Raw genomic sequence first — 21042 nt, 5'->3', positions numbered from 1 at the left:
CAACCCGCTTAGGACGTTACCGGAACGTCCGCCCCGTTTGTCAATCCGACCAAGGAGGCGCCCGGTGAGCGGACGGCCCCAGCGTGCCGACGCGCGCCGGAACCGCGAACGCATCCTCGAAGCCGCCTTCGAGGCCTTCGCCGCGGACGGCCGCCTCGTCCCGCTCGACGACATCGCGCGCCGGGCGGGGGTCGGGGCCGGGACCGTCTACCGGCACTTCCCGACCAAGGAGGCCCTGTTCCAGGCGGTCGTCACGGACCGCATCGAGCGGATCGTGGACGAGGCGCAGGCCCTCGTCCGAGCGGAGGAGCCGGGGGAGGCCTTCTATGGCTTCCTCATGTGGGTCGTGGAGCGCGCGATGTTCAACCACGCCCTGTGCGACGCTCTGGCCGCGGACCTGCGAACGCTCGACGCCCGCGGCCTGGAGGAGCAGTTCGGCTCGGCGCTGGAGGAGCTTCTGCGGCGGGCGCAGTCCGCCGGCGAGGTCCGTCCGGACGTCGACGTCGACGACGTCCGCACCCTCATGGTCGGGGCCATGCTGATGGAACGCCGGCGGCGCCCCGAGGGCAGTCCCGGCCGCATGACGGCGCTGGCGTGCGACGCGCTCCGACCCGTAACGAAAGGCGACGAAACGTCGTCCCCGGAGCGTAACGAAAGGCGGTGCGAGGTGTGCGGGAAGCCCCTCACCTCGGCGCCGACGGGCCGCCCCGCCCGCTTCTGCGGCACCGCCTGCCGCCAGAAGGCGCACCGCCGCCGGAAAACCGCTTGAGCCGCGGCGCGCCCCCGCGCCACGCTGGCCAGATCATGCCCGCACGCGAGATCCGCGCCCGCCACGACCGCGACTCGATCACCGTCTACCAGGCGTACTCACCGGAGATCGGCGTCCCGGCCGCCGAGCACGGCACGTTCGTCCCGCCGTTCTCCCGGAACCGCATGACCTGGATCAAACCGTCGTTCCTGTGGCTCATGGCCCGCAGCGACTGGGCGCGCAAACCCGGTCAGGAGACGATCCTCGCCGTCCGGATCAGCCGGGCCGGCTGGGAGGAGGCACTGGGCCTGGCCGTCCCGACCGATCCTGACCGCCGCGTCTTCCGGAGCTCCGAGGAATGGCGCCGCCGGTTCGCGGAGGCGGTCGTGCACGTCCAGTGGGACCCCGAACGCTCCCTCGACGGCCGGAAACTCGAAGCGCGCAGCATCCAGATAGGCCTCAGCCGCCACATCGTCGACCGCTACGTCGACGATTGGATCCTCGGCATCGATGACCTCACCCCGCTGGTCCGCAAGATCCACGGACTTCGCAAGGCCGGGCGCACCCCTCAGGCCAGAGCCCTGCTCCCCAAGGAGCGCCCGTATGCCCTGACACCCGCCCTGGCCGCCCGCCTAGGGGCCTCCCAGTAGCCGATAGTGCCCCGCGTGTACCGTCAATTGGCAGAGGTGTCGGGGCAGGCGCTGCGCCTCATCGCGTGCGATAGGCATCCAGGCGGTCGGCCAGTTCGCGGGGTCGGCTGAGAGCGACGAGGTGCCCTCCGGGCATCTCGTCCACGCTGATCTCGGGGTAGTAGAAAGCGTTCTTTTCGCTCACAATAGCCGCCTAAGTTGAACTTGGCGCCAGCATAGCAAGGGGGCCGGAGGCTATCTCTCCGCTCGCACCCGCCGTCGCCCCACGGTGGTGACGAGCCGCAGGAGAGTGAAGAAGACCAAAGCCCCGCCGACCACCAGGAGCATGGAGAGCGCCCGCTCCTGGAGGCCCTGCGATTTGATCACCACTGCTCCGGACCCGGCGATGAAACCGACGAGGGCGACGAAGAGCCCGAGTATCTCCACCATCTTGAGCAGGCCGGACGAGACCATCTCCTGCGCCGCGTCGACGCGCTGGGCGAGCCTCAGCGACGCTTCGTCGAGTCGTTGTTCGAGCTCGGCCGACGCCGCGGCGATCCTCTCGTCCACCTGGGCGGCGATGGAGTCCGCGATGGCCTGGGTGTTGCGCTCCATCTGGTTCTGCAGATCCTGGGCCAGGATGATCGAGCGCCGCTCCTGCGTGAACTGTTCGTGCACCAGAACGTCGCCGGGGCCGAGGGCGTCTATCGCCCGGTCTATCTCGTGGAGCCCGTCAGCGAACCGGCCCAGTTTCCGATATGCCGACGCGCGCCGGTAGTAGACAATGGCGTTCTCCTGGCCGCGCGCCATCATCTCGTCGGAGAGGTCCAGCATCATCTGCGGCTGTTCCGGCAAGTGGTCGGCGAAATTGATGCCCGTCAGGAGCACCTGGTTGCTCTTGTCGTCCGCGTCGGGAGCGTCGACCGCCCGCCGGAACAGGCCGGGCGCGTTCGAAGCGCGGGTGCCGAGTGCGGAGAAGGCCGCGAAGCTCAGGACGAGGGCGTCGTCGTCGAACTCGGCCAGCCAGCCGATGCAGAGCCGGTGGAGTTGCGCGAACTTGAAGTCGAAGCGCAGCCGCTGGCCATGGATGTAGACGAGGCAGAGCCGCGCGGTACGGGTGTTAGTCGCCGCCAGGATGCGCGCCCGGTCGGTCTCGTCCAGGTAGCCCTGACCGTTCTTGCGAGCCAGCCAGGCGAGGTCTGTGGCCGCTCGCCGGATCTGCAGTACGGAGAGCCCGAACTCTTCGACCCGGGCGACGAACTCGTCCGTCCACGCCGAGGGAGGTCCGGCGGTGGCCGCCGCGTAGTGGTCGACGAGGATGGACGCCTTCTCCGCGTCCGACGCCGCCTCCATGCGCTCCGCGAGCCGGTCGCTCTCCGGACTCTGCCGTTGAGGCGGGACGCCGTTGCCCATGAGACCCCTTGCCGTGAAGCGACCTGATCCGGCCCAGCAGTCTAGGCCGCCGGTCGGTGCGGAGGCGCGGGAGAGCGCATCATCGGAGGTCAGAGGGGAAGGTAAGCCCGCATGATCGCTGGCAGCAGTCCCGAGCCCGACGAGGCGACCGTGAAAGCCGTGGGCAAGCTGAGCGAGGCCCTGGAGAGCGTCGAGCGCGCCCGGGGCCATCTCTACTCGTGGCACCAGCTCACCGGCAAGGCCGACTTCGAGTTGGGCGACGCGGCCGAGCTGCTCGCCAAGGCCGGGCACCAGGAACTCGCGGACGAGCTGTCGCGCGAACTCGTGGGCCGCAACGTCCTCCCGGACCGTTGGAGCTTCCAGGCGGTCGAGGAGTACGAAGACACCTACTACGAACCGCTCCGACGTTATGAGGCGCGCGTACGGGAGTCGTTGACCGCTGGTCGACGGCACCTCTACGAGGCACGGCTCAAGGAGGAGCGGCGCACCCACGGGCACCCGCACCACACGGCCGCGCCAGGCAATCCGTAGTGGCCGGTGCGAAGGAACGCCGCGGAACGCAGGGCGCCGAGGTTCGGAGTTCCTGGAGCGCCGGGGCACTCCAGGAACTCCGGTCAATCGGTGCCTATCCCTTGCACGCCTTCTGCGCGTAGGAGTAGGTGCTGCCGTAGTCGCACTTGTCGCCCACGGCCTTGGACAGGTTGACCGTCCCGCCGTCCTTCAGGAAGACCTTCCAGTCTCCGGTCTGCATCTGCCAGAGGCGGGAGGTCACCTGCGTCTCCCCGCTGTCGGGAGCGGCCGGGGCGGCCGGAGCGGCCGGAGCGGCAGGGCCGCCGGAGTCGCCCGAGGAGGAACCGGACTCGGGGAGTCCGGTCGTCCCCGTTCCGCCGATGATCAGAAGGAGGATCGCTCCCGCGATCAACCCGGTTGTCTTGTTCTGCATTGTTCCGACTGGCAGCCGGCCCCGCCCCCGCAGGGCTCACCTTGGCACCAGTCCTCCTGTGTGGACGACCGTCCCCAGCGGTCCGGGACCAGCAAGCCTTCGGTGCCGCGGAAGGCGGGGCGAGTGAGGGTGGCGGCGCGGGATCGCGGTCGGGCCGTTGGCGCACGGGGAGGCGGCGGAGTTGGCTAATCTATCGACTTGGTAGGATTTCCACTCTCGTACCACCCATCCCTTCCGTTTCATGAGGTCGCCCATGCCGCAAAGTCGTCCGTTCGTCAGCCTGGCGACCGACTTCGGCGCGGCGTACACGGCGATCTGCGCCGGGGTGGTGTACGGGATCGCCCCGGACGCGAACGTGCTGGTGCTCAGCGACGAGATCACGCCGTTCGACGTGCGGGAGGGGGCGATGCTGCTGCGGCAGGCGCTGCCGTACCTGCCGGTGGGCGTGCACGTCGGGATCGTGGATCCGGGCGTGGGCACCTCGCGCCGGCCGCTGGCGATCGCGACCGGGCGCGGCGATGTGCTGGTCGGGCCGGACAACGGGCTGCTGGTGCCGGCGGCGGAGGCGCTGGGCGGGATCGTCCGGGCGCACGCGCTGGAGAACCCGGCCTACCGGCTGCCCCAGATCTCGACCTCGTTCCACGGACGTGACGTCTTCTCTCCCGCCGCCGCCCACGTCGCGGCAGGGGTGGACGCGGCGGATCTCGGTGCGGCCGTCGACCCGCTGCCGCTGGACGTCCCGCCCCCGGTGGTCCGGCCCGGGGAGCTGACCGTTCCCGTGCTGTACACCGACCGGTTCGGCAGCCAGGTGCTGGGCGCCGAGCCCGGCGATCTGGCGGAGGCGTTCGGCGCGCTGGAGCCGGGCACCCCCCTTGACGTGGAGTGGAACGTTGCAGGCGGTCCGTCCCGGACGGTCCGCGTCCCGTTCCAGCTCACCTTCGGCAGCGTCGCGGTCGGGGAGCCGCTGCTGTGGACCGATTCGTCCGGATGGCTCGCCCTGGGCGTCAACCAGGGACGTGCCGCCGACGCCCTCGGCCTGGCCGGCGCGCAGACCCTCACTCTGCGCGCGGTGCCGCGTCCATGACCCTTACCCCCTCTCACCGCCGGAGGAATCTCCTGTGATCCGCCGTCCCCTCGTGGCAACGCTCGCCGGCGCCGCCGCGCTCGCCCTCGCCGTCAGCGCCTGCGCCCCGCAGGACGAGGACTCCGGTGCCTCGGCGAGCAAGAGCCCCGCCTCCTGCGCCAAGGACAAGCTGCCGCTGAAGTCGCCCGGCAAGCTCACCATCGCGACCGACAAGCCGGCGTTCGAGCCGTGGTTCAAGGACGACGACCCGTCCAACGGGCAGGGCTACGAGGGCGCCGTCGCCTACGCGGTCGCCGGCCGGCTCGGCTTCACCAAGGACCAGGTGGTCTGGAAGACCCAGTCGTTCGAGTCGTCGTACGCGCCGGGGCCCAAGACCTTCGACTTCGACATCAACCAGATCTCGGTCACCCCCGCGCGGGAGAAGGCGGTCGCGTTCAGCGACGGCTACTACGACGTGCAGCAGGGCGTCGTGACGCTCAAGGGCGGCAAGTTCGAGAACGCCAAGACCATCGCGGAGCTGGGCAAGGCGCGCATCGCGGTCCAGGTCGGGACGACGTCGCTGCAGGCGGTGAAGAACCAGCTCAAGCCCGCCGACGAGCCGAAGATCTTCAACACGCAGATCGACGCGGTGAACGCGCTGAAGAACAAGCAGGTGGACGTGCTGGTGGTGGACCTGCCGACCGCCTTCTACGTCACCGCCGCGCAGATCGACGACTCGAAGATCGTCGGTCAGCTGCCGCAGTCGCAGGGCGGCTCCACCGAGCACTTCGGGCTGCTGATGGAGCGGGGCAGCGGGCTCGCCGGCTGCCTCGACCAGGCGATCGGGCAGCTGAAGTCGTCCGGTGAGCTGGCGAAGATCCAGCAGCAGTGGCTGACCGCGTCGGCCGGCGCACCCGTCCTGAAGTGACCGCGCAGGCGGGCGGGCAGACCGCCTGGGTCAAGAGCGAGCGGCAGCGCGAACGCGAGCGCCGGCGCCGCCGCGCCGACGTCCGGTCCGGATCGGTGGCCGCGGCCTCGACGGTGCTGTGCGCCGCGGTCGTGGTGGTCGTCGTGGTGGGGTCGCCGGGCTGGCCCCGCGTGCACGAGACGTTCTTCAACTGGGGCGAGTTCACCGGCGCGTTCCCCGACGTGCTGCGCGGCTTCTGGCTGAACGTACGGATCTTCCTGATCGCCGAGGTGGCGATCCTGGTGCTGGGGCTGCTGGTCGCGCTCGCGCGGGGGCTGCGGACTCCGCTGCTGTTCCCGGTGCGGGCGCTGGCCGTCGCCTACACCGACGTGTTCCGCGGCATCCCGACGATCCTGCTGGTGTACCTGGTCGGATTCGGGCTTCCCGCGCTGCGGTTGCAGGGCGTGCCCGAGAGCCCGGCGGTGCTGGGCGGGTTCGCGCTCGTCCTGTCCTACGGGGCGTACGTCGCGGAGGTGTTCCGGGCCGGCATCGACTCCATCCACCCGAGCCAGCGCGCCGCGGCCCGGTCGCTGGGCCTCAGCAAGGCCCAGAGCCTGCGGTACGTGGTGCTGCCGCAGGCGGTGCGCCGGGTCGTCCCGCCGCTGCTCAACGACTTCGCCTCGCTGCAGAAGGACACCGCGCTCGTCGCGGTGCTCGGTCCGCTGGAGGCGCTGCGGCAGGCGCAGATCCACTCGGCCGACACGTTCAACTACACCCCCTACCTGGCCACGGCGGTGCTGTTCATCGCGCTGACGGTGCCGATGGCCCGGTTCACCGACCATCTCGCGGCGCGCGCCGAACGCCGCCGCGCCCCCGGAGGCGGCCGATGAGCACCCCGCTGCTGCGCATCGAGGGCGTCTGGAAGACCTACCACGCCCACCCGGTGCTGCGCGGCGTCGACCTGGACGTCGCGCCGCACGAGGTCGTCTGCCTCATCGGGGCCTCCGGGTCGGGCAAGTCGACGCTGCTGCGCTGCGTGAACGTCCTGGAGACCGTCGACGACGGCGCGATCTTCCTGGAGGGCGACGACATCACCGACCCCCGCGCGGACCCCGACAAGGTCCGCAAGCGGATCGGGATGGTGTTCCAGTCCTACAACCTGTTCCCGCACATGTCGGTGCTGGACAACATCACCCTCGCCCCTCTCCGCGTCCACAAGCGCTCGAAGGCGGAGGCCGCGGAACAGGCGCACGAGCTGCTCGAACGGTTCGGCCTGGCCGACAAGGCCGGGGAGTACCCCGACCGGCTGTCGGGCGGCCAGCAGCAGCGCGTCGCGATCATCCGGGCCATGGCCACCCGGCCGAGCCTGCTCCTGCTGGACGAGGTGACCTCCGCGCTCGACCCCGAACTCGTCACCGAGGTCATGGGCATCATCCGGGAGCTCAAGGACTCCGGCATGACGATGATCCTGGCGACGCACGAGATGGGGTTCGCCCGCGACATCGCCGACACCGTCTGCTTCCTCCATGACGGCGTCCTGCTGGAACGCGGCCCGGCCGAGCAGATCTTCGAAGAGCCCACCGAGCCGCGCACCCGCGAGTTCCTGAGCCGCGTCCTGGAGTCCCGCCGCCTCTGAAGCGGGCGCCCGGGACGGGCGGCGGATCCGGGCGACCGGCCGCGGAGAAGTGTTCGTCTGAACGGCGGCACCCTTGTGTGAACGAGGGTGCCGCCGTTCGCGTTCACGCCCTCGCCAAGCCCGCGACCGACCGTGTGATCTGCGTCTTTTCTTCGCCGACCGCGCTGCGCCCGCCGCTCTTGCCCACACTGTCTTCACTGTTCCGGCCATCCGCCGGGACATGTCCGGATTCTGCGGAATCCCGGCGTGTCCTGGCTCGAACGGCCAGAACACGCCGTGATCCCCGGGATCACAGCCACCTCCGCCCTAGGGGCGGAGGCAGTTTCAAAGGAGAGACCCGTGTACGGCGTCGTCGTACTCATCGAATTGCTGATCCAACAAATCGGCTGGGCCTTCAACACCCTGGCCGACCCATTGGCGAGCGGGCTGGTCACGGGTGTGACCGGTGCCCTCGTGATCTGGGGCGGCACGGTCTGGCTCACCAGGAAGGCCCTTCCGTTCCGGTCGCTCACGCCGTACGACCGAGTGGTCGTCGGTCGCCTCGCGTTCGGCCTCGCAGTGATCAACGTGGGCTACCCCTACGGCTCCCAGCTGGTGGGCATGGGGGCGATCATCACGATGTCCGCTCTGGGGCCGCTCTGCTCCAACGGCCGCGTACTGTGGACGATCTTCCGGCATCCGGCGGAGGCGCCGGCCGGCGTTCTTCGGGGCGCCGTCTGGAGCGTCGTGTTCCGCGTGGCCGCGTTCGCGGGAGTCGTGGTGGTCAACGAGCCCTGGAACGGGTTCGAGCACTCTCCCTGGGAGACGGGGATCGGGATCGTCTGCGGACTTCTCGGTGCCTGGAGTTTCTGGAACTACCTCCACTGCCTGTACGACGAGGAGCACTATCCGAAGGCCGTGGACCGGCTGAGGATCCTGGCGGTGGCGGATCTCGTCGCGATTCCCCTCACCGCCCTCGCGGTGTGGGGGGCGAGCCTCGGCCTCGGCGGAGGGTTCTCGGAGCTGTCGTCGGGGAAGGTGCTCCTGCTGGGCACCTGCGCCGGCATCCTGTCCTTCGCGGTGCCGACGGCCATCGGTGCCTGGGTGAGCGGCAAGGTCTCGCTGCACGTGTCGAGCCTGCTCTACCTGCTCGACAGTCCGATGGGGTGCTTGATCGGCTTCATCGGTGCCGCTCTCGGGGTCCTGGGCGCGGTGCAGGCCCCCGGACCTCTGGTCTGGGTCGGGATGGGCGTGGTCTTCCTCGCCGCGCTCGCCGCCGCCAGGCGCCCGATCCCGAAGGTGCAGTGGTCGAAGGACGAGCACTGCTTCATCTCGCCGAAGGGCAGTCCCGCCTGACGGTCGCATCGGCCGGGCGGGCCGCGGCATGTGCCGCGGCCTGTCCGGAGCAGTCACCACGAGTGGGGAGGGGCGGCCGCCCCTCCCTACACTCGTCCGCGCGCGGCACGCTCTAGGCTCACCAGCGTGAAACTGGACGAAGCGGTACGTATGTGGGACCCGGAGCCGGGCTGGCTGAACACCGCGAGCTACGGCATACCGCCGGAGCCGGCGTTCGAGGCGCTGCAGGGCGCGCTGGCCGAGTGGCGCCGCGGGGCCAACGGCTGGGACAGGTGGGACCGGTCCACCGGTCGCGCGCGCGGCGCGTTCGCGCGCCTGGTCGGCGTCGCGGCCGACGACGTGGCCGTGGGCGCCTCCGCCTCGCAGGTGCTGGCCCCGGTCGCCGCCTCGCTTCCGCCGGGCTCGCGCGTCCTCGTCCCCGACATCGAGCAGACGTCGAACCTGTTCCCCTGGCTCGTGCAGGATCTCGACGTGCGGACGGTGCCGCCCGCCGAGCTGCCCGGCGCGATCGACGAGCGCACGGACGCGGTCGCCTTCAGCCTGGTCCAGTCCGCGACGGGCGAGGTCGCCGCCGTCGACGAGGTCGTCGCGGCGGCGCGGGCGCACGGCGCGCTCGTCGTCGGCGACGCCACCCAGGCGGTCGGCTGGCTCCCGGTCGACGCGACGCCCTTCGACGTCCTCGCCGTCTCGGCGTACAAGTGGCTGATGTGCCCGCGCGGCACCGCCTTCTGCTACGTGAGCCCGGCCGTGCGCGACCGCATACGGCCGCTCGCCGCCAACTGGTACGCCGGTGACGGCGACGCCTCCTACGGCCCGCCGCTGCGGCTGGCGAAGGACGCCCGCCGGTTCGACATCGCGGCTCCGTGGTTCTCCTACGTCGCGGCCGCCCCCACGCTGGAGCTGCTCCTGGAGATCGGCATCGGGCAGATCCACGAGCATGACGTGCGGATGGCCGACCGGTTCCGGGCCGGCCTCGGCATGCCGGCGGGTGACAGCGCGATCGTCAGCGTCGCCCGGCCGGGCGCGGCTGAACGGCTCGCGGCGGCCGGTATCCGGGCATCCGTCCGCAAGGGCGCGGCGCGCCTGGCCTTCCACCTCTACACGACCGAGGCCGACGTCGACGCCGCCATCGCGGCCCTGGCCTGAGCCAGGCCCCGCACGAGCGCGGTCTCATCGGCGGGGCGGGACGTTCTGGTCGCGCGCGGACGCTCGGCTTCCGCCCGCTCCGGCGGGCGGACGCAGCCGGCGTGCTTCGAGTGCCAGGAAGGCGGAGAGGACGACGACGACGCCGGACTCCAGGCCGAGCGCGAGCATGACGGTCGTCCGGTAGCCGTATTCGTGGAACCCGAACAGCGCGCTCTGCTCACTGATCAGAAGACCGATGAGGGTTCCGAGCGAGAAGACGATCGCTCCGAGCGCCACGGGCGCGTGGGGGGCGCGACCGGCGACCGGCACGGAGGACAGGCCGGGCAGGGACCTCAGCGGGGCGGCCAGGGCGAGCGCCAGCACCACCGCGCCGACGAAGTTGAGCAGGAACAGCACGCCGATGATCGGGATGACGCGGTAGTGGTCCGCGAGGTACTCGTAGAGATGGACCGCGCCGATGCCGAACAGCAGCAGGACGCCCAGATAGCGCAGCGCATTGCTCATGGCGATGCGCTCGTTCCGCTCTCGACCTGTTGGCCTTGGGGTGAGACGGCGTACCATTCGGCGCCGAACTGGGTGAGGGCCTCGCCGCGGGTGTCGCCGCGTCCGGTGTCGGCCTGGTAGTAGTACAGCGGGTGGCCCCCGTAGACGATCTGCGGGGGCCCGTCGGAGCGGCTGATCGTGGCGATCTGGGACCGCTGGGCGCCTCCGGCCGTGGTCGGGGCGCCCTCGGTGGTCACCGGTGGCCAGATGCTCGCGCAGGCCCCCGAGCAGGTCGACTGGTTCGGCGGGTCGGCGACGAACAGGTACAGCGTTCGTCCCTTCTCGTTCACCAGGATCTGCCCGAGGTGCGGCGCCTCCGCCGTGCTGATCTGCGTCCGGCCGGGATTCTGCGAGTTGGTCGCGGTCGCGCACCCGGCGAGCGCCGACGCCGCGAGGGAGGCGGCGACGAGCCTGCCGCCGAACAGGGCCGTCCGGGGACGGCCCGTCTCAGTAGCCACCACCGCCGCCGCCCGACGGCTGCTTCGTCACCGCAGAACCGGACGGGGACAGCACGTACCACTTGGCGCCGAACTGGTTGAGCCCCTGTCCCTTGGCGCTGCCGCTCGCGGTGCCGTCGGGCGCGTAGTAGTAAAGAGGGTGCCCGCTGTAGGTGACCTCGGTCGTGCCGTCGCTCCGCTTGGTGGTGCCCAGCTTCGCCGCGTCCGCTCCCGAACCGGCCTGAGGCTTCCCGCTTGTCGTGACGGGCGGCCACACCGCGGCGCATGATCCGGAGCAGGACGACGTGGTCCCCGTGTCCTTCTGGAACAGGTACACCGTCCGGGACTGGCCGTCGACCACGATCTGCCCCAGCTGGCCCACGGTCGCCGTCTTGATCGTGCCGCCGGGCGCCCCGCCGGCGCCGCCGGTGGGGGTGGCCGAGGTCGGGGGCGCGGTCGTCGGGGAGGACGGGGGCGACGTCGTCGGTGGCGAGGTCGGGGGCGACGTCGTCGGTTGGGACGAGGTGCTCGACCCGCCGCCGCATCCGGCGACGGCGGACGCGACCACGGCGGCCGCGCCGACGGCCAGCGGCGCGATCCGTGCCCGGCGGCGGCGCCGGACGACGGCCGGGTCGGATGAACGGCCGCCGGCCGGATAGTGATCGAACATGCGTGGCCTCCCCTCGGAGCGCGGTACCGGACGGCCGGTACCTTCCTCCGCGCCGCATACCCGCCCCAGAAGGGGGGCGAACTGCCCCATCACGGCCATGAACTGGTCTTTTCCGCTGCTGAACGACCGTTGGCGTGCCCATGGCGGCGGGGGAGCCCGGGGCCGGGGAAGTTGGGACCCGGCTGCCGGGGCGTTAGGCGGCGCCGGGGGTCAGTCCGGGACGCCCGCGGCGAGCATGGGGGTGAGGGTGAGGTCGGGGTGTTCGCGTTCGATCGCGCGCACCCGCCACTTGTCGACGAAGACCGCGATGTACGAGCCGTCGAGGCTGCGGGTGAGCACCTCGACGCCGCGGCGCCCGTCGAGCGTCTCGGCGGACTCCTTGTCGGTGATGCGGGCGGTCGTGTAGTCGAGGCGGGACAGCTCGACCGGGGCGCCGAACTCGTCGGCCATCCGCGCGGTGAACACCTCGAACTGGAGGGGGCCGACCGCGGCCAGGACGGGGGCCTGGTCGCCGCGCAGGTCGCTGCGCAGCACCTGCACGACGCCCTCGCCGTCGAGCTGGTCGATGCCGCGGCGGAACTGCTTGGCCCGGCTGTTGTCCTTGACCCGCGCCACCATGAAGTGCTCGGGCGCGAACGCCGGGATCGGCGGGAACGTCACGGGGGTCTTGGTGTACAGGGTGTCGCCGACGGTCAGGCCGGAGGCGTTGGGCAGACCGATCACGTCTCCCGGGTAGGCGGCGTCCAGGGTGGAGCGGTCGCGGCCGAAGACCGTCTGGGCGTACTTGGTCGCCAGCGGGCGCCCGGTCGGGGCGTGGGTGAGGGTCGCGCCGCGCTCGAAGCGGCCCGAGCAGACGCGGATGAAGGCCAGCCGGTCGCGGTGCGCCCGGTCCATGCCCGCCTGCACCTTGAACACCTGCCCGGAGAACGGCGCCGTCACCGGGCGCGCGTGGCCCGCGGCGTCGGTGCGCGCGGACGGCGCGGGCGCCATCCGGCGCACGGTGTCGAGCAGCGCGCCGACGCCGAAGTTGGGCAGCGCGGCGCCGAACAGGACGGGGGTGCTGGAGCCGGCGGCGAAGGCGTCCATGTCGAGGACGGCGCCGATCTCCTCCAGCAGCGCCAGCTCCTCGTTCGCGGTCACCCAGGCCGGGCCCTCCTCGGCGGCGGCCCGGTCGGCCGGGACGCGTTCGGCGGCCGCGCGGGTGGCGCCGCCGGGGGTGCGGCGGAACCGGGTGTAGGAGCCGTCGGCGCGGTCGATCAGGCCGCGGAAGTCACCGGCGATGCCGACCGGCCAGTTCAGCGGCGCCGGGTGCAGGCCGATGCGCTGCTCGACCTCGTCCAGCAGCTCCAGCGGCTCGCGGCCCGGCCGGTCCCACTTGTTGACGAACGTGATGACGGGGATGCCGCGGTGCCGGCAGACGTCGAACAGCTTGAGCGTCTGCGCCTCCAGGCCCTTGGCCGAGTCGAGCAGCATGATCGCCCCGTCGACGGCGGCCAGCACCCGGTAGGTGTCCTCGGAGAAGTCCGCGTGGCCGGGGGTGTCGAGGAGGTTCAGCAGGGCGTCGCCGAACTCGAACCGCAGCACCGAGGAGGTGATGGAGATGCCGCGCGAGCGCTCCATGTCCATCCAGTCCGAGCGGACGCCGCGCCGCCCGGCCTTGCCGTGCACCGCGCCGGCCTGCTCGATCGCCTGCGCGTGCAGGGCGAGCGCCTCGGTGAGCGTGGACTTGCCGGCGTCCGGGTGACTGATCACCGCGAACGTCCGGCGCCGCGCCGCCTCCGCCGCAACGTCCTCCGCAGTGCCGATTCCGGCGCTCACCGCGCTCCCCTCTCCGCCGACCGTCCCCCATACTCTAGGGTCGATTTCCCCCTGGAAGAGATGCGCGAGGCGCCGACCGTCCCGGACCGGCTCCGCCCCGGTGCCGCTAACCGGCGGGGAGGTGGGGGGCGGTCGCGGCGTGCAGGGCCAGGGAGAGCTCGACGGCGCTGTCGACCACGGCGTCGAGATCGTCGCCCAGGCGTCCGTCGGCCCACTGCCGGGCCAGCTCGGTCATCGCGCCGGTGAACATCGTCGCGGCGACGACGACGGGGAGCGGCGGGCTCTCGGCGCGGCTCATCGCGAGGACGCCCTCCAGCAGGGCGGTCTGCGCGGCGCGGCGGCGTTCGGCCAGGAACTCGTTGCCGCGCGCCTCGGCGAACAGGACGCGGCCCCGGCGGGGGTCGTCGCTGATGAAGCTCAGCACCCCGCGGATGCCGGCGCGCGTGCGGACGTCGGGGCGGGGGCCCGCCCCGTCCAGGGCGCGGGCGAGGACCTCGCCGAGGGCGGCGGCCTCCCGGTCGTAGACGGCGGCGAGCAGCTCGCCGGTGTCGGCGAAGTTCTCGTAGAAGTAGCGCGTGTGGAGCTCGGCCTCGCGGCACACGGCGCGGACGGTGAGGGCGGCCTCGCCCTCCTCGCCGAACAGCCGGAACGCGGCCCGCAGGAGCATGGCGCGCCGCTCGTCGCGGCGCCGGCCCGCGGGGACGCCGGCCCACCGCGTGGACGCGGCCGTGCGCGTGCTCGCCATGCCGGCCACCCTACCCCGCCGGGCCGGAGCGGCCCCCGAAGTCTGGACACGCGTGTACCCAGACACTTACTCTGGATACACCTGTCACCAGACTGGCCGGGAGTGCGGCATGCCATCGAGGAACACCATCATCGCGGCGCGGTTCGAGCGGGCCTTCGACGCCGAGATCCGCTCCAGGTTCTTCCGCGGGCTGGAGTTCGCCGGACCGGAGGGCGACCCCGGCTGGTTCGGGCCCGGCAGCGCGGTCTGGTACGTCCACTCGCACCTGCCGACCCTGCTGCTCGGGCTGGTCGGGGCGGCCTACATCGAGGGCCTGGACCCGAGCATCAGCTGGATGGCCTACGACCACTCCCGCATCCCCGAGCGGGTCGACGGCGTCCCGACCGGCGGCATCGACCCCGAGGGCGCGGCCGTGCGGCTCGGGCACTCCCTCTCGTTCTTCATCGGGACGGCCTACGGCTCCACCGCGACGGCCGAGCGCCTCGCCCGGACCGTCCGCGCCATGCACCACACGGTGAAGGGCACCCGCCCGGACGGGCTGGCCTACGACGCCGACGACCCCGACTGGCTGCGCTGGAACTACGCCACCGTGGTGTGGGGGCTGGCGACCGCGCACGAGCGCTACCACCGCCGCCCGCTCAAGGGTGACGACCTGGAGCGCTACTACCGCGAGTTCGTCCGCGTCGGCGAGGCCCTCGGCGGGACGGACCTGCCCGCCACCAAGGCGGACGTCGCCGAGTGCCTGGAGTCCTACCTGCCGCGCCTCGCGATCACTCCGATCAAGGCGTTCGGGACCGGGCCCAACCTGCGCGGCAGCAGGACGAGGCCGTGGGAGCCCGGCAGCCCGTTCATGGACTGGGCGGCCCGCGACATGCTGCCGGAATGGGCGCGCAAGCTCGCCCTCTACCAGCCGCCCAACCCGGTGACGCTGCGGCTGCGCCGGACGACGCTCTGGGTCGTCCTCAACGCGCTGCACGACGCCACCGGGCCGCTGCCGGAGTTCCGCCAGGCGCAGGCCCGCGTCGCGGCGGGCGTGTCGGCGCCGGTCGCCTCCACCGCGCCGGACGCGCCCGACCCGGTGCTGTCGCGCGCGGAGGTGGAGGCCACCGCCTGACCCCGGTTCTCCGGGCGCGGTGTGCGGGACACGGTCGATCGGGTCTCCCCCTCGCCCCGGAGGGTAACCGAATGCCATTCTGGTGTTCTGGCCGGGACGGAAGCTTGGAGGGGCCATGGCGATCGCCATCAGCGACGAACACCGCGAGCTGGCACGGACGGCGCGCTCGTTCCTGCGCGACCAGGAGGCGCGGGCGGCGAACCGCGCGCTGCTGGACGCCGAGAAGGAGCCCCTGCCCGCCTTCTGGGGGGAGTTCGCCGCGCTGGGGCTGCTCGGCCTGCACCTTCCCGAGGAGCACGGCGGCGGGGGAGCGGGCCTGCCGGAGCTGGTCGTGGTCGCCGAGGAGCTCGGCCGCGCCGCCGCGCCCGGCCCGATGCTGCCGACGATGATCGCGTCCGCCGTGCTCGCCGCGTCGGGGGACGGGGAGCAGCGGGCCCGGCTCCTGCCCGGCCTCGCGTCCGGCGCGACCCCGGCGGCCCTCGGGCTGGACGGCGCGCTCACCGTGACCGGCGGCGCCGCCACCGGGGACGCGGGCGTCGTGCTGGGCGGCGGCCTCGCGGAACTGCTCGTCCTGCCCGCCGGCGACGACATGGTCGTCGTGCGGGCGGGCGTGCCGGGCGTCGCGGTCGAGGTGCCCGGCAACCTGGACCCGTCCCGCCGCTCCGCCCGCGTGCGGCTGGACGGCGCCGCCGTGGAGGTCCTCGCCGGGGCCCGCGCGCACGCGACCGCCGTCGCCCGGACGCTGATGTCCGCGGAGGCGGTCGGCGGCGCGCTGGAATGCGTCGACACCGCCACCGCGTACGCCAAGGTGCGGCAGCAGTTCGGGCGGCCGATCGCGACGTTCCAGGCCGTCAAGCACCACTGCGCGAACATGCTCGTCGCCGCGGAGCTCGCCACCGCCGCGGTGTGGGACGCGGCGCGGGCCGCGTCCGGCCCGTCCGGCCAGTTCGAGCTGGCCGCGGCCGTGGCGGCGGCGCTCGCCCTGCCCGCCTTCACCTCCAACGCCGGCCTGAACATCCAGGTGCACGGCGGCATCGGCTTCACCTGGGAGCACGACGCGCACCTGCTGCTGCGCCGCGCCGCGACGCTGGAGGCCGTCGCCGGCCCGCACGCCGCGGAGCGGGACGTGACCCGGCTGCGGGCGGCCGGGGTCGTCCGGGAGGCGAGCCTCGACCTGCCGCCCGAGGCCGAGGCGCGCCGCGCGGAGATCCGCGGGCTGGCCCGGGAGATCGCCGCGCTGCCCCCGGCCGAGCAGCGCGAGAGGCTCATCGAGACCGGCTACGTCCAGCCGCACTGGCCACGCCCCTGGGGCGTGGAGGCGAGCGCCGGGCTGCAACTGGTCATCGAGGACGAGTTCCGCGCCGCGGGCGTGAAGCGCCCCCAGCTCGGCATCACCGGCTGGGTGATCCTCACGCTCGTCCAGCACGGCACCCAGGACCAGATCGACCGGTGGGTGCGTCCGGCGCTCACCGGCGAGGAGGTCTGGTGCCAGCTGTTCAGCGAGCCCGAAGCCGGGTCGGACGCGGCGGCGGTCAGGACCCGCGCCGTCAGGGTGGACGGCGGCTGGCTCGTCAACGGCCAGAAGGTGTGGACGAGCGGCGCCCAGTACTGCCGCTGGGGCTTCGCCACCGTCCGCACCGACCCCGACGCGCCGAAGCACTCCGGCGTCACGATGGTCGTCGTCGACATGCACCACCCCGGCGTGGAGGTCCGGCCGCTGCGCCAGACGACCGGCACCTCCGACTTCAACGAGGTGTTCTTCTCCGACGTCTTCGTCCCCGACGCCGACGTCGTCGGTGAACCGAACAAGGGCTGGACCGTCGCCCGCGCCACCCTCGGCAACGAGCGGGTCAGCATCGGCGGCGGCGTCGGCGGCCCGCCGGGACCCGACGTGTTCCGGCTCTACGCCGAGCGCGGCGACCGCGTCCCGGCCGCGGCCGAGCGCGTCGGCGCGTACGCCGCAGAGGAGCAGGCCCTGCGCCTGCTCAACCTGCGGTCCGCCGAGCGCGCGGTCGCGGGCGGGGAGCCGGGTCCCGAGGGCAACATCACCAAGCTCGTCCTCGCCGAGCACGGCCACGCCACCGCCGCCCTCCTCGCCGAGTTCGCCGGGCCCGAGACCGCGTTCACCGAGGGCCTCGGCCAGTTCGCGGGCCTGATGCGCCTCGGGTCCCGCGGCATGTCCATCGCGGGCGGCACCTCCGAGATCACCCGCAATCAGATCGCCGAGCGCATCCTCGGCCTGCCCCGCGACCCGCTGATCCGCTAGGACGGCCGGGCCCCGGCACGGCGGCGCCGGGGCCGTGGCCTTCGTCAGGACCGGCGGCGGTGCCCCGCGTCCAGGGACGGGTTGCCGGTCAGGTGCTTGATGCCGGCCATGTCGGTGCCGGGCGGGACGACCTCGTCGATGGCGTCGAGGGTGGCGGCGTCGAGCCGGACCTCGGCGGCGGCGAGCAGGTCCTCCAGCTGGTCCATCGTCTTCGGCCCGATGATGGTCGAGGTGATGGCGGGGTGCTCGGCGACGAAGCCGAGCGCCAGGTGGGTGAGCGAGAGGCCCGCCTGCTCGGCGATCTTGGTGAGGCGCTCCACGGCGTCGTAGCGGGCCGACACGCTGGGGTCGGTGTCGATGGTGCGGCCCCGCCACGCCGGGTTGTCCGACGGCGCGAAGCGGGCGCCCTCGGGGGCCTGCTCGCCGCGCCGGTACTTGCCGGTGAGCCAGCCGCCGGCGAGCGGGCTCCACGGGATCACGCCCATGCCGTGGCGCCGCGCCGCGGGCAGCATGGACTCCTCGATCGACCGGGCGAAGATCGAGTACTGGGGCTGCTCGCAGACGAACCGGACGCCGCCCCGGCGCTCGGCGGCCCACTGCGCCTCGACGATCCAGTCGGCGGGGAAGGACGACGACCCGACGTAGAGGACCTTGCCCTGGCGGACGAGGTCGGTCAGCGCGTCGAGGGTCTCCTCGAGGTCGGTCTCCCAGTCGCGGCGGTGCATCTGGTACAGGTCGATGCGGTCGGTGCCGAGGCGGCGCAGGCTGTCCTCCACGGCGCGGACGATGTAGCGCCGCGACCCGCCCCGCGCGTTGCGCTCCTCGCCGAGCGGGAAGTAGAACTTCGACGCCAGGACGACGTCGTCCCGGCGGCCCTTGAGGGCCTTCCCGACGATCTCCTCGCTCTCGCCGGCCGAGTACATGTCGGCGGTGTCGATGAAGTTGATCCCGGCGTCCAGGGCCCGGTGGACGATGCGCTCGGACTCGCCGTGGTCGGGGTTGCCGACCGCGCCGAACATCATCGCGCCGAGGGTCTGGGTGCTGACCTCGACGCCGGTACGGCCGAGCTTGCGGTACTGCATGCGTGCTCCTCGTCAGTCGCTCGCGCAGAACGCTAGGTGCTGGAGCGCGCTCCAGGTCAAGGCCCGGCCGTCGCCTCGGCGAGCCAGTCGTACCAGGCGTCCAGGCCGTCGCCGCGGGTCGCCGAGACGGGCAGCACGCGCAGCCCGGGGCACAGCCGGCGGGCCGCGGCCCGGCAGGCGTCCACGTCGAAGTCGACGTGCGGCAGCAGGTCGGTCTTGTTGAGCAGCAGGACGTCCGCGCCGCGGAACATGTGCGGGTACTTCAGCGGCTTGTCGTCGCCCTCGGTGACGGACATGAGCACGACGCGGGCCCGCTCGCCGAGGTCGAACAGCGCCGGGCAGACGAGGTTGCCGACGTTCTCCACGAACACCGTGGAGCCGTCCGGCGGCGCCAGCGCGGCCAGCGCCCCGGCCACCATCGCGGCGTCCAGGTGGCAGCCGGCGCCCGTGTTGACCTGGACGGTCCGGGCCCCGGCCGCGGCGAGCCGCCGGGCGTCCAGCAGCGTCTCCTGGTCGCCCTCGATCACCGAGATCGGCCGGTCCGGGCTCAGGTCGGCGACGGTGCGCTCCAGCAGCGTCGTCTTCCCCGAACCGGGGGAGCTCATCACGTTGAGCGCCGCGATGCCGCGTTCGGCCAGCCACGCCCGGTTCCGGCCGGCCAGGTCGTCGTTGCGGGCCAGCACCTTCTGGCCCAGCGTCATGACGTGCCCGTCCTCATGCCCGTGCCCGTGCCCGTGCCCGTGCCCGGGGACGGGATCGTGGACGTGGATGTGCCCGGCGGGGTGGCCGGGGCCGTCCCCGGGGGCCGTCAGGGTCGTCAGGCGCGCGGCGTCCCCGCCGTCGCAGCCGCAGGTCTCACACATCGTCGGCGACCTCCACCGCCTTGATCGTCAGGTCGGCGCCGCCGCTGATCACCACGTCGGCGCTGCCGCACGGGCACAGCGCGAGCGGGTCGCGCGCGGGGAACGAGGCCCCGCAGGCGGCGCACTCGCCGACGCCCTCCGGCTCGGTGATGTCGAGCCGCGCGCCCTCGACGCACGTTCCCTCGCCGGCCAGTTCGAAGCAGAAGCGCACCGCGTCCGGCATGACTCCGGAAAGTCTCCCTATTTCGAGGTGCACCACCACCACCCGTGAATCGGGCAATTGGGTAGAAATTGCCGCGATGACGCTCTCCGTCACGGCCAATTCGTGCACGCGCCCTCCCGGCCCGCTTCCATTGTCCCAGCGCCGTTCTGCTGCCCGGATCTTCCCAGCTCAAACGGTGTGTTTACCGAATCGGGGAAATGGCTTGAGGGGCTTTTCGGGCGGTGTTTCGCGCCCTTCCCGCAGGGCAACCGCATGGTGTTGGCCGCAGTCGGTCGAGGGGGGAAGCGATGACGAGCGTCGCTCCGGCGCAACCGCTGACGGACGAGATCCACATTCTGTGGACGTCCGAGGGAATGAGCTGCGACGGGGACACGGTCTCGGTGACCGCGGCCTCGCTGCCGAGCATCGAGGACGTCGTCCTCGGCGCGATACCGGGCCTGCCGAAGGTCCACCTGCACAACAAGGTGCTCGCCTACGAGAACGGCGACGAGTTCATGGAGGCGTTCCGGCAGGCCGCGCGCGGCGAGCTGGCGCCCTTCGTCCTCGTCGTCGAGGGTTCGATCCCCAACGAGAACATCAACGGGGACGGCTACTGGACGTCGATGGGCAACGACCCGGAGACCGGCGACCCGATCACGGTGAACGAGTGGATCGACCGGCTCGCGCCGAAGGCGTGGGCGGTCGTGGCGATCGGCACGTGCGCGACCTACGGCGGCATCCACGCCATGGCGGGCAACCCGACGGGCTGCATGGGCCTCGCCGACTACCTCGGCTGGGACTTCCGCTCCGCGGGCGGGCTGCCGATCGTGAACGTGCCGGGCTGCCCCGTGCAGCCGGACAACTTCATGGAGACGCTGCTCTGGGTGCTGCACCAGGCCGCCGGGCAGGCGCCGGTCATCCCGCTGGACGACAAGCTGCGCCCGACGTGGCTGTTCGGCAAGACCGTCCACGAGGGATGCGACCGCGCCGCCTACTACGAGCAGGCCGACTTCGCGCGCGACTACAACTCGCCGAAGTGCCAGGTGAAGATCGGGTGCTGGGGCCCGGTCGTGAACTGCAACGTCACCAAGCGCGGCTGGATGGACGGCGTCGGCGGCTGCCCCAACGTGGGCGGCATCTGCATCGGCTGCACGATGCCCGGCTTCCCGGACAAGTTCATGCCGTTCATGGACGAGCCGCCGGGGGCGAGCCTGTCCACGACGCTGCTGCGGTCCTACGGGCCGTTCATCCGGAAGATGCGGTCGATCACCAACAAGAGCGCCAACCGGGAACCGAAATGGCGCCACAACCGGGAGAGGCTGACCAGCGGCTACCAGCCCCGCTGGCCGCACCAGTGAGCGGCGGCCGCGCCGGTGGGGTCCCCGCCGGCGCGGCACGGCCTGACCGGCGAGGACACGAACGCAGGACGGCCGCGCCGACGGACGGCGGCGGGCGAGGGAACAGGGGCGAGTTCATGGAGCG

Annotated in this window: 22 protein-coding genes; 12 read left to right on the top strand and 10 right to left on the bottom strand. The window is 72.3% G+C overall.

From position 1 onward, the window contains the following. Positions 1-64 precede the first annotated feature (64 nt). Positions 65-769, top strand: a complete 705-nt coding sequence (locus tag AB0C69_RS02410; protein WP_360348715.1) for a TetR/AcrR family transcriptional regulator — start codon at positions 65-67, stop codon at positions 767-769. Between the two features lie 35 nt (positions 770-804). Continuing rightward, on the top strand, positions 805-1398 hold the full coding sequence (locus AB0C69_RS02405) for a DUF4291 domain-containing protein (protein ID WP_360348712.1): 594 nt from the start codon (positions 805-807) through the stop codon (positions 1396-1398). 234 nt (positions 1399-1632) lie between these two features. On the opposite strand, the gene AB0C69_RS02400 is transcribed toward AB0C69_RS02405, so the two are convergent. Further along, positions 1633-2790, bottom strand: coding sequence for a hypothetical protein (locus AB0C69_RS02400; protein WP_360348709.1), 1158 nt, complete (start codon positions 2788-2790; stop codon positions 1633-1635). Positions 2791-2901: 111 nt separating this feature from the next. Here AB0C69_RS02400 and AB0C69_RS02395 point away from each other — a divergent pair, with 111 nt between their 5' ends. After that, positions 2902-3321 carry a hypothetical protein gene (locus tag AB0C69_RS02395; protein ID WP_360348707.1) on the top strand — a complete coding sequence of 140 codons (420 nt, stop codon included), beginning with the start codon at positions 2902-2904 and terminating at the stop codon, positions 3319-3321. A 94-nt stretch (positions 3322-3415) separates the two neighbouring features. On the opposite strand, the gene AB0C69_RS02390 is transcribed toward AB0C69_RS02395, so the two are convergent. After that, positions 3416-3733 carry a hypothetical protein gene (locus AB0C69_RS02390; protein WP_360348704.1) on the bottom strand — a complete coding sequence of 106 codons (318 nt, stop codon included), beginning with the start codon at positions 3731-3733 and terminating at the stop codon, positions 3416-3418. A 253-nt stretch (positions 3734-3986) separates the two neighbouring features. Between AB0C69_RS02390 and AB0C69_RS02385 the strand changes: the two genes are divergently transcribed. The 6 genes from AB0C69_RS02385 (at position 3987) to AB0C69_RS02360 (ending at position 9820) form a co-directional block, all read left to right on the top strand. Next, positions 3987-4817 carry an SAM-dependent chlorinase/fluorinase gene (locus AB0C69_RS02385; RefSeq protein ID WP_360348701.1) on the top strand — a complete coding sequence of 277 codons (831 nt, stop codon included), beginning with the start codon at positions 3987-3989 and terminating at the stop codon, positions 4815-4817. A gap of 52 nt (positions 4818-4869) precedes the next feature. Beyond that, positions 4870-5724: an ABC transporter substrate-binding protein gene (locus tag AB0C69_RS02380; protein ID WP_360348698.1), complete on the top strand. Its 855-nt coding sequence runs from the start codon at positions 4870-4872 to the stop codon at positions 5722-5724. Further along, complete coding sequence (locus tag AB0C69_RS02375) at positions 5721-6593, top strand: amino acid ABC transporter permease (RefSeq protein WP_360348695.1); 873 nt, start codon at positions 5721-5723, stop codon at positions 6591-6593. Before AB0C69_RS02380 ends, AB0C69_RS02375 begins: the two co-directional genes overlap by 4 nt. Continuing rightward, complete coding sequence (locus AB0C69_RS02370) at positions 6590-7339, top strand: amino acid ABC transporter ATP-binding protein (RefSeq protein WP_360348692.1); 750 nt, start codon at positions 6590-6592, stop codon at positions 7337-7339. The genes AB0C69_RS02375 and AB0C69_RS02370 overlap by 4 nt, the downstream gene beginning before the upstream one ends. Positions 7340-7678: 339 nt before the next feature. Then, positions 7679-8674: a hypothetical protein gene (locus tag AB0C69_RS02365; RefSeq protein ID WP_360348689.1), complete on the top strand. Its 996-nt coding sequence runs from the start codon at positions 7679-7681 to the stop codon at positions 8672-8674. Positions 8675-8800: 126 nt separating this feature from the next. Then, the gene (locus AB0C69_RS02360; RefSeq protein ID WP_360348686.1) at positions 8801-9820 is read left to right on the top strand and encodes an aminotransferase class V-fold PLP-dependent enzyme; all 1020 of its coding nucleotides are present in this window, start codon (positions 8801-8803) and stop codon (positions 9818-9820) included. A gap of 24 nt (positions 9821-9844) precedes the next feature. Here the strand turns inward: AB0C69_RS02360 and AB0C69_RS02355 are convergent, their stop codons facing one another. The 5 genes from AB0C69_RS02355 to AB0C69_RS02335 form a co-directional block, all read right to left on the bottom strand. Further along, the gene (locus tag AB0C69_RS02355; protein WP_360348683.1) at positions 9845-10324 is read right to left on the bottom strand and encodes a hypothetical protein; all 480 of its coding nucleotides are present in this window, start codon (positions 10322-10324) and stop codon (positions 9845-9847) included. Then, positions 10321-10821, bottom strand: a complete 501-nt coding sequence (locus tag AB0C69_RS02350) for a hypothetical protein (RefSeq protein ID WP_360348680.1) — start codon at positions 10819-10821, stop codon at positions 10321-10323. The genes AB0C69_RS02355 and AB0C69_RS02350 overlap by 4 nt, the downstream gene beginning before the upstream one ends. Continuing rightward, a complete protein-coding gene (locus AB0C69_RS02345; RefSeq protein WP_345173425.1) occupies positions 10811-11470 on the bottom strand; it encodes a hypothetical protein in 660 nt (219 codons plus the stop codon). The genes AB0C69_RS02350 and AB0C69_RS02345 overlap by 11 nt, the downstream gene beginning before the upstream one ends. A 210-nt stretch (positions 11471-11680) precedes the next feature. Then, a complete protein-coding gene (locus AB0C69_RS02340; protein WP_360348676.1) occupies positions 11681-13288 on the bottom strand; it encodes a peptide chain release factor 3 in 1608 nt (535 codons plus the stop codon). 106 nt (positions 13289-13394) lie between these two features. Continuing rightward, complete coding sequence (locus AB0C69_RS02335) at positions 13395-14033, bottom strand: TetR family transcriptional regulator (protein ID WP_345173428.1); 639 nt, start codon at positions 14031-14033, stop codon at positions 13395-13397. Positions 14034-14142: 109 nt separating this feature from the next. On the opposite strand from AB0C69_RS02335, the gene AB0C69_RS02330 reads away from it, so the two are divergent. Together AB0C69_RS02330 and AB0C69_RS02325 are read left to right on the top strand one after the other, a co-directional pair. Further along, positions 14143-15147 carry an oxygenase MpaB family protein gene (locus tag AB0C69_RS02330; RefSeq protein WP_360348673.1) on the top strand — a complete coding sequence of 335 codons (1005 nt, stop codon included), beginning with the start codon at positions 14143-14145 and terminating at the stop codon, positions 15145-15147. Positions 15148-15262: 115 nt separating this feature from the next. Then, entirely contained in the window at positions 15263-17413 is a 2151-nt protein-coding gene (locus AB0C69_RS02325; RefSeq protein WP_360348670.1) for an acyl-CoA dehydrogenase, read from the top strand. A gap of 44 nt (positions 17414-17457) precedes the next feature. Here the strand turns inward: AB0C69_RS02325 and AB0C69_RS02320 are convergent, their stop codons facing one another. The 3 genes from AB0C69_RS02320 to AB0C69_RS02310 are packed head-to-tail and all read right to left on the bottom strand — an operon-like array spanning position 17458 to position 19674. Then, positions 17458-18495, bottom strand: coding sequence for an aldo/keto reductase (locus AB0C69_RS02320; protein WP_360348667.1), 1038 nt, complete (start codon positions 18493-18495; stop codon positions 17458-17460). Between the two features lie 56 nt (positions 18496-18551). Continuing rightward, the gene (hypB, locus tag AB0C69_RS02315) at positions 18552-19358 is read right to left on the bottom strand and encodes a hydrogenase nickel incorporation protein HypB (RefSeq protein ID WP_360348664.1); all 807 of its coding nucleotides are present in this window, start codon (positions 19356-19358) and stop codon (positions 18552-18554) included. Continuing rightward, a complete protein-coding gene (locus tag AB0C69_RS02310) occupies positions 19351-19674 on the bottom strand; it encodes a hydrogenase/urease maturation nickel metallochaperone HypA (RefSeq protein ID WP_353833958.1) in 324 nt (107 codons plus the stop codon). Before AB0C69_RS02310 ends, hypB begins: the two co-directional genes overlap by 8 nt. A gap of 194 nt (positions 19675-19868) precedes the next feature. On the opposite strand from AB0C69_RS02310, the gene AB0C69_RS02305 reads away from it, so the two are divergent. Beyond that, positions 19869-20918, top strand: coding sequence for a hydrogenase expression protein HypE (locus AB0C69_RS02305; protein WP_345173438.1), 1050 nt, complete (start codon positions 19869-19871; stop codon positions 20916-20918). Positions 20919-21042: the final 124 nt, after the last annotated feature.

Origin of the sequence: Actinomadura sp. NPDC048032 (genome assembly GCF_040653175.1) — a bacterium.
Lineage (GTDB): Bacteria > Actinomycetota > Actinomycetes > Streptosporangiales > Streptosporangiaceae > Spirillospora > Spirillospora verrucosospora.
This window is presented reverse-complemented; position numbering and strand designations above follow the sequence as displayed.

What these genes read in the sequence shown, in the direction of transcription:
- AB0C69_RS02405 (WP_360348712.1), top strand. Translation starts at nt 805, where the DNA reads ATGCCCGCACGCGAGATCCGCGCCCGCCACGACCGCGACTCGATCACC.
- AB0C69_RS02400 (WP_360348709.1), bottom strand. Translation starts at nt 2,790, where the DNA reads ATGGGCAACGGCGTCCCGCCTCAACGGCAGAGTCCGGAGAGCGACCGG.
- AB0C69_RS02395 (WP_360348707.1), top strand. Translation starts at nt 2,902, where the DNA reads ATGATCGCTGGCAGCAGTCCCGAGCCCGACGAGGCGACCGTGAAAGCC.
- AB0C69_RS02390 (WP_360348704.1), bottom strand. Translation starts at nt 3,733, where the DNA reads ATGCAGAACAAGACAACCGGGTTGATCGCGGGAGCGATCCTCCTTCTG.
- AB0C69_RS02385 (WP_360348701.1), top strand. Translation starts at nt 3,987, where the DNA reads ATGCCGCAAAGTCGTCCGTTCGTCAGCCTGGCGACCGACTTCGGCGCG.
- AB0C69_RS02370 (WP_360348692.1), top strand. Translation starts at nt 6,590, where the DNA reads ATGAGCACCCCGCTGCTGCGCATCGAGGGCGTCTGGAAGACCTACCAC.
- AB0C69_RS02355 (WP_360348683.1), bottom strand. Translation starts at nt 10,324, where the DNA reads ATGAGCAATGCGCTGCGCTATCTGGGCGTCCTGCTGCTGTTCGGCATC.
- AB0C69_RS02345 (WP_345173425.1), bottom strand. Translation starts at nt 11,470, where the DNA reads ATGTTCGATCACTATCCGGCCGGCGGCCGTTCATCCGACCCGGCCGTC.
- AB0C69_RS02335 (WP_345173428.1), bottom strand. Translation starts at nt 14,033, where the DNA reads ATGGCGAGCACGCGCACGGCCGCGTCCACGCGGTGGGCCGGCGTCCCC.
- AB0C69_RS02330 (WP_360348673.1), top strand. Translation starts at nt 14,143, where the DNA reads ATGCCATCGAGGAACACCATCATCGCGGCGCGGTTCGAGCGGGCCTTC.
- AB0C69_RS02325 (WP_360348670.1), top strand. Translation starts at nt 15,263, where the DNA reads ATGGCGATCGCCATCAGCGACGAACACCGCGAGCTGGCACGGACGGCG.
- AB0C69_RS02320 (WP_360348667.1), bottom strand. Translation starts at nt 18,495, where the DNA reads ATGCAGTACCGCAAGCTCGGCCGTACCGGCGTCGAGGTCAGCACCCAG.
- hypB (WP_360348664.1), bottom strand. Translation starts at nt 19,358, where the DNA reads ATGTGTGAGACCTGCGGCTGCGACGGCGGGGACGCCGCGCGCCTGACG.
- AB0C69_RS02305 (WP_345173438.1), top strand. Translation starts at nt 19,869, where the DNA reads ATGACGAGCGTCGCTCCGGCGCAACCGCTGACGGACGAGATCCACATT.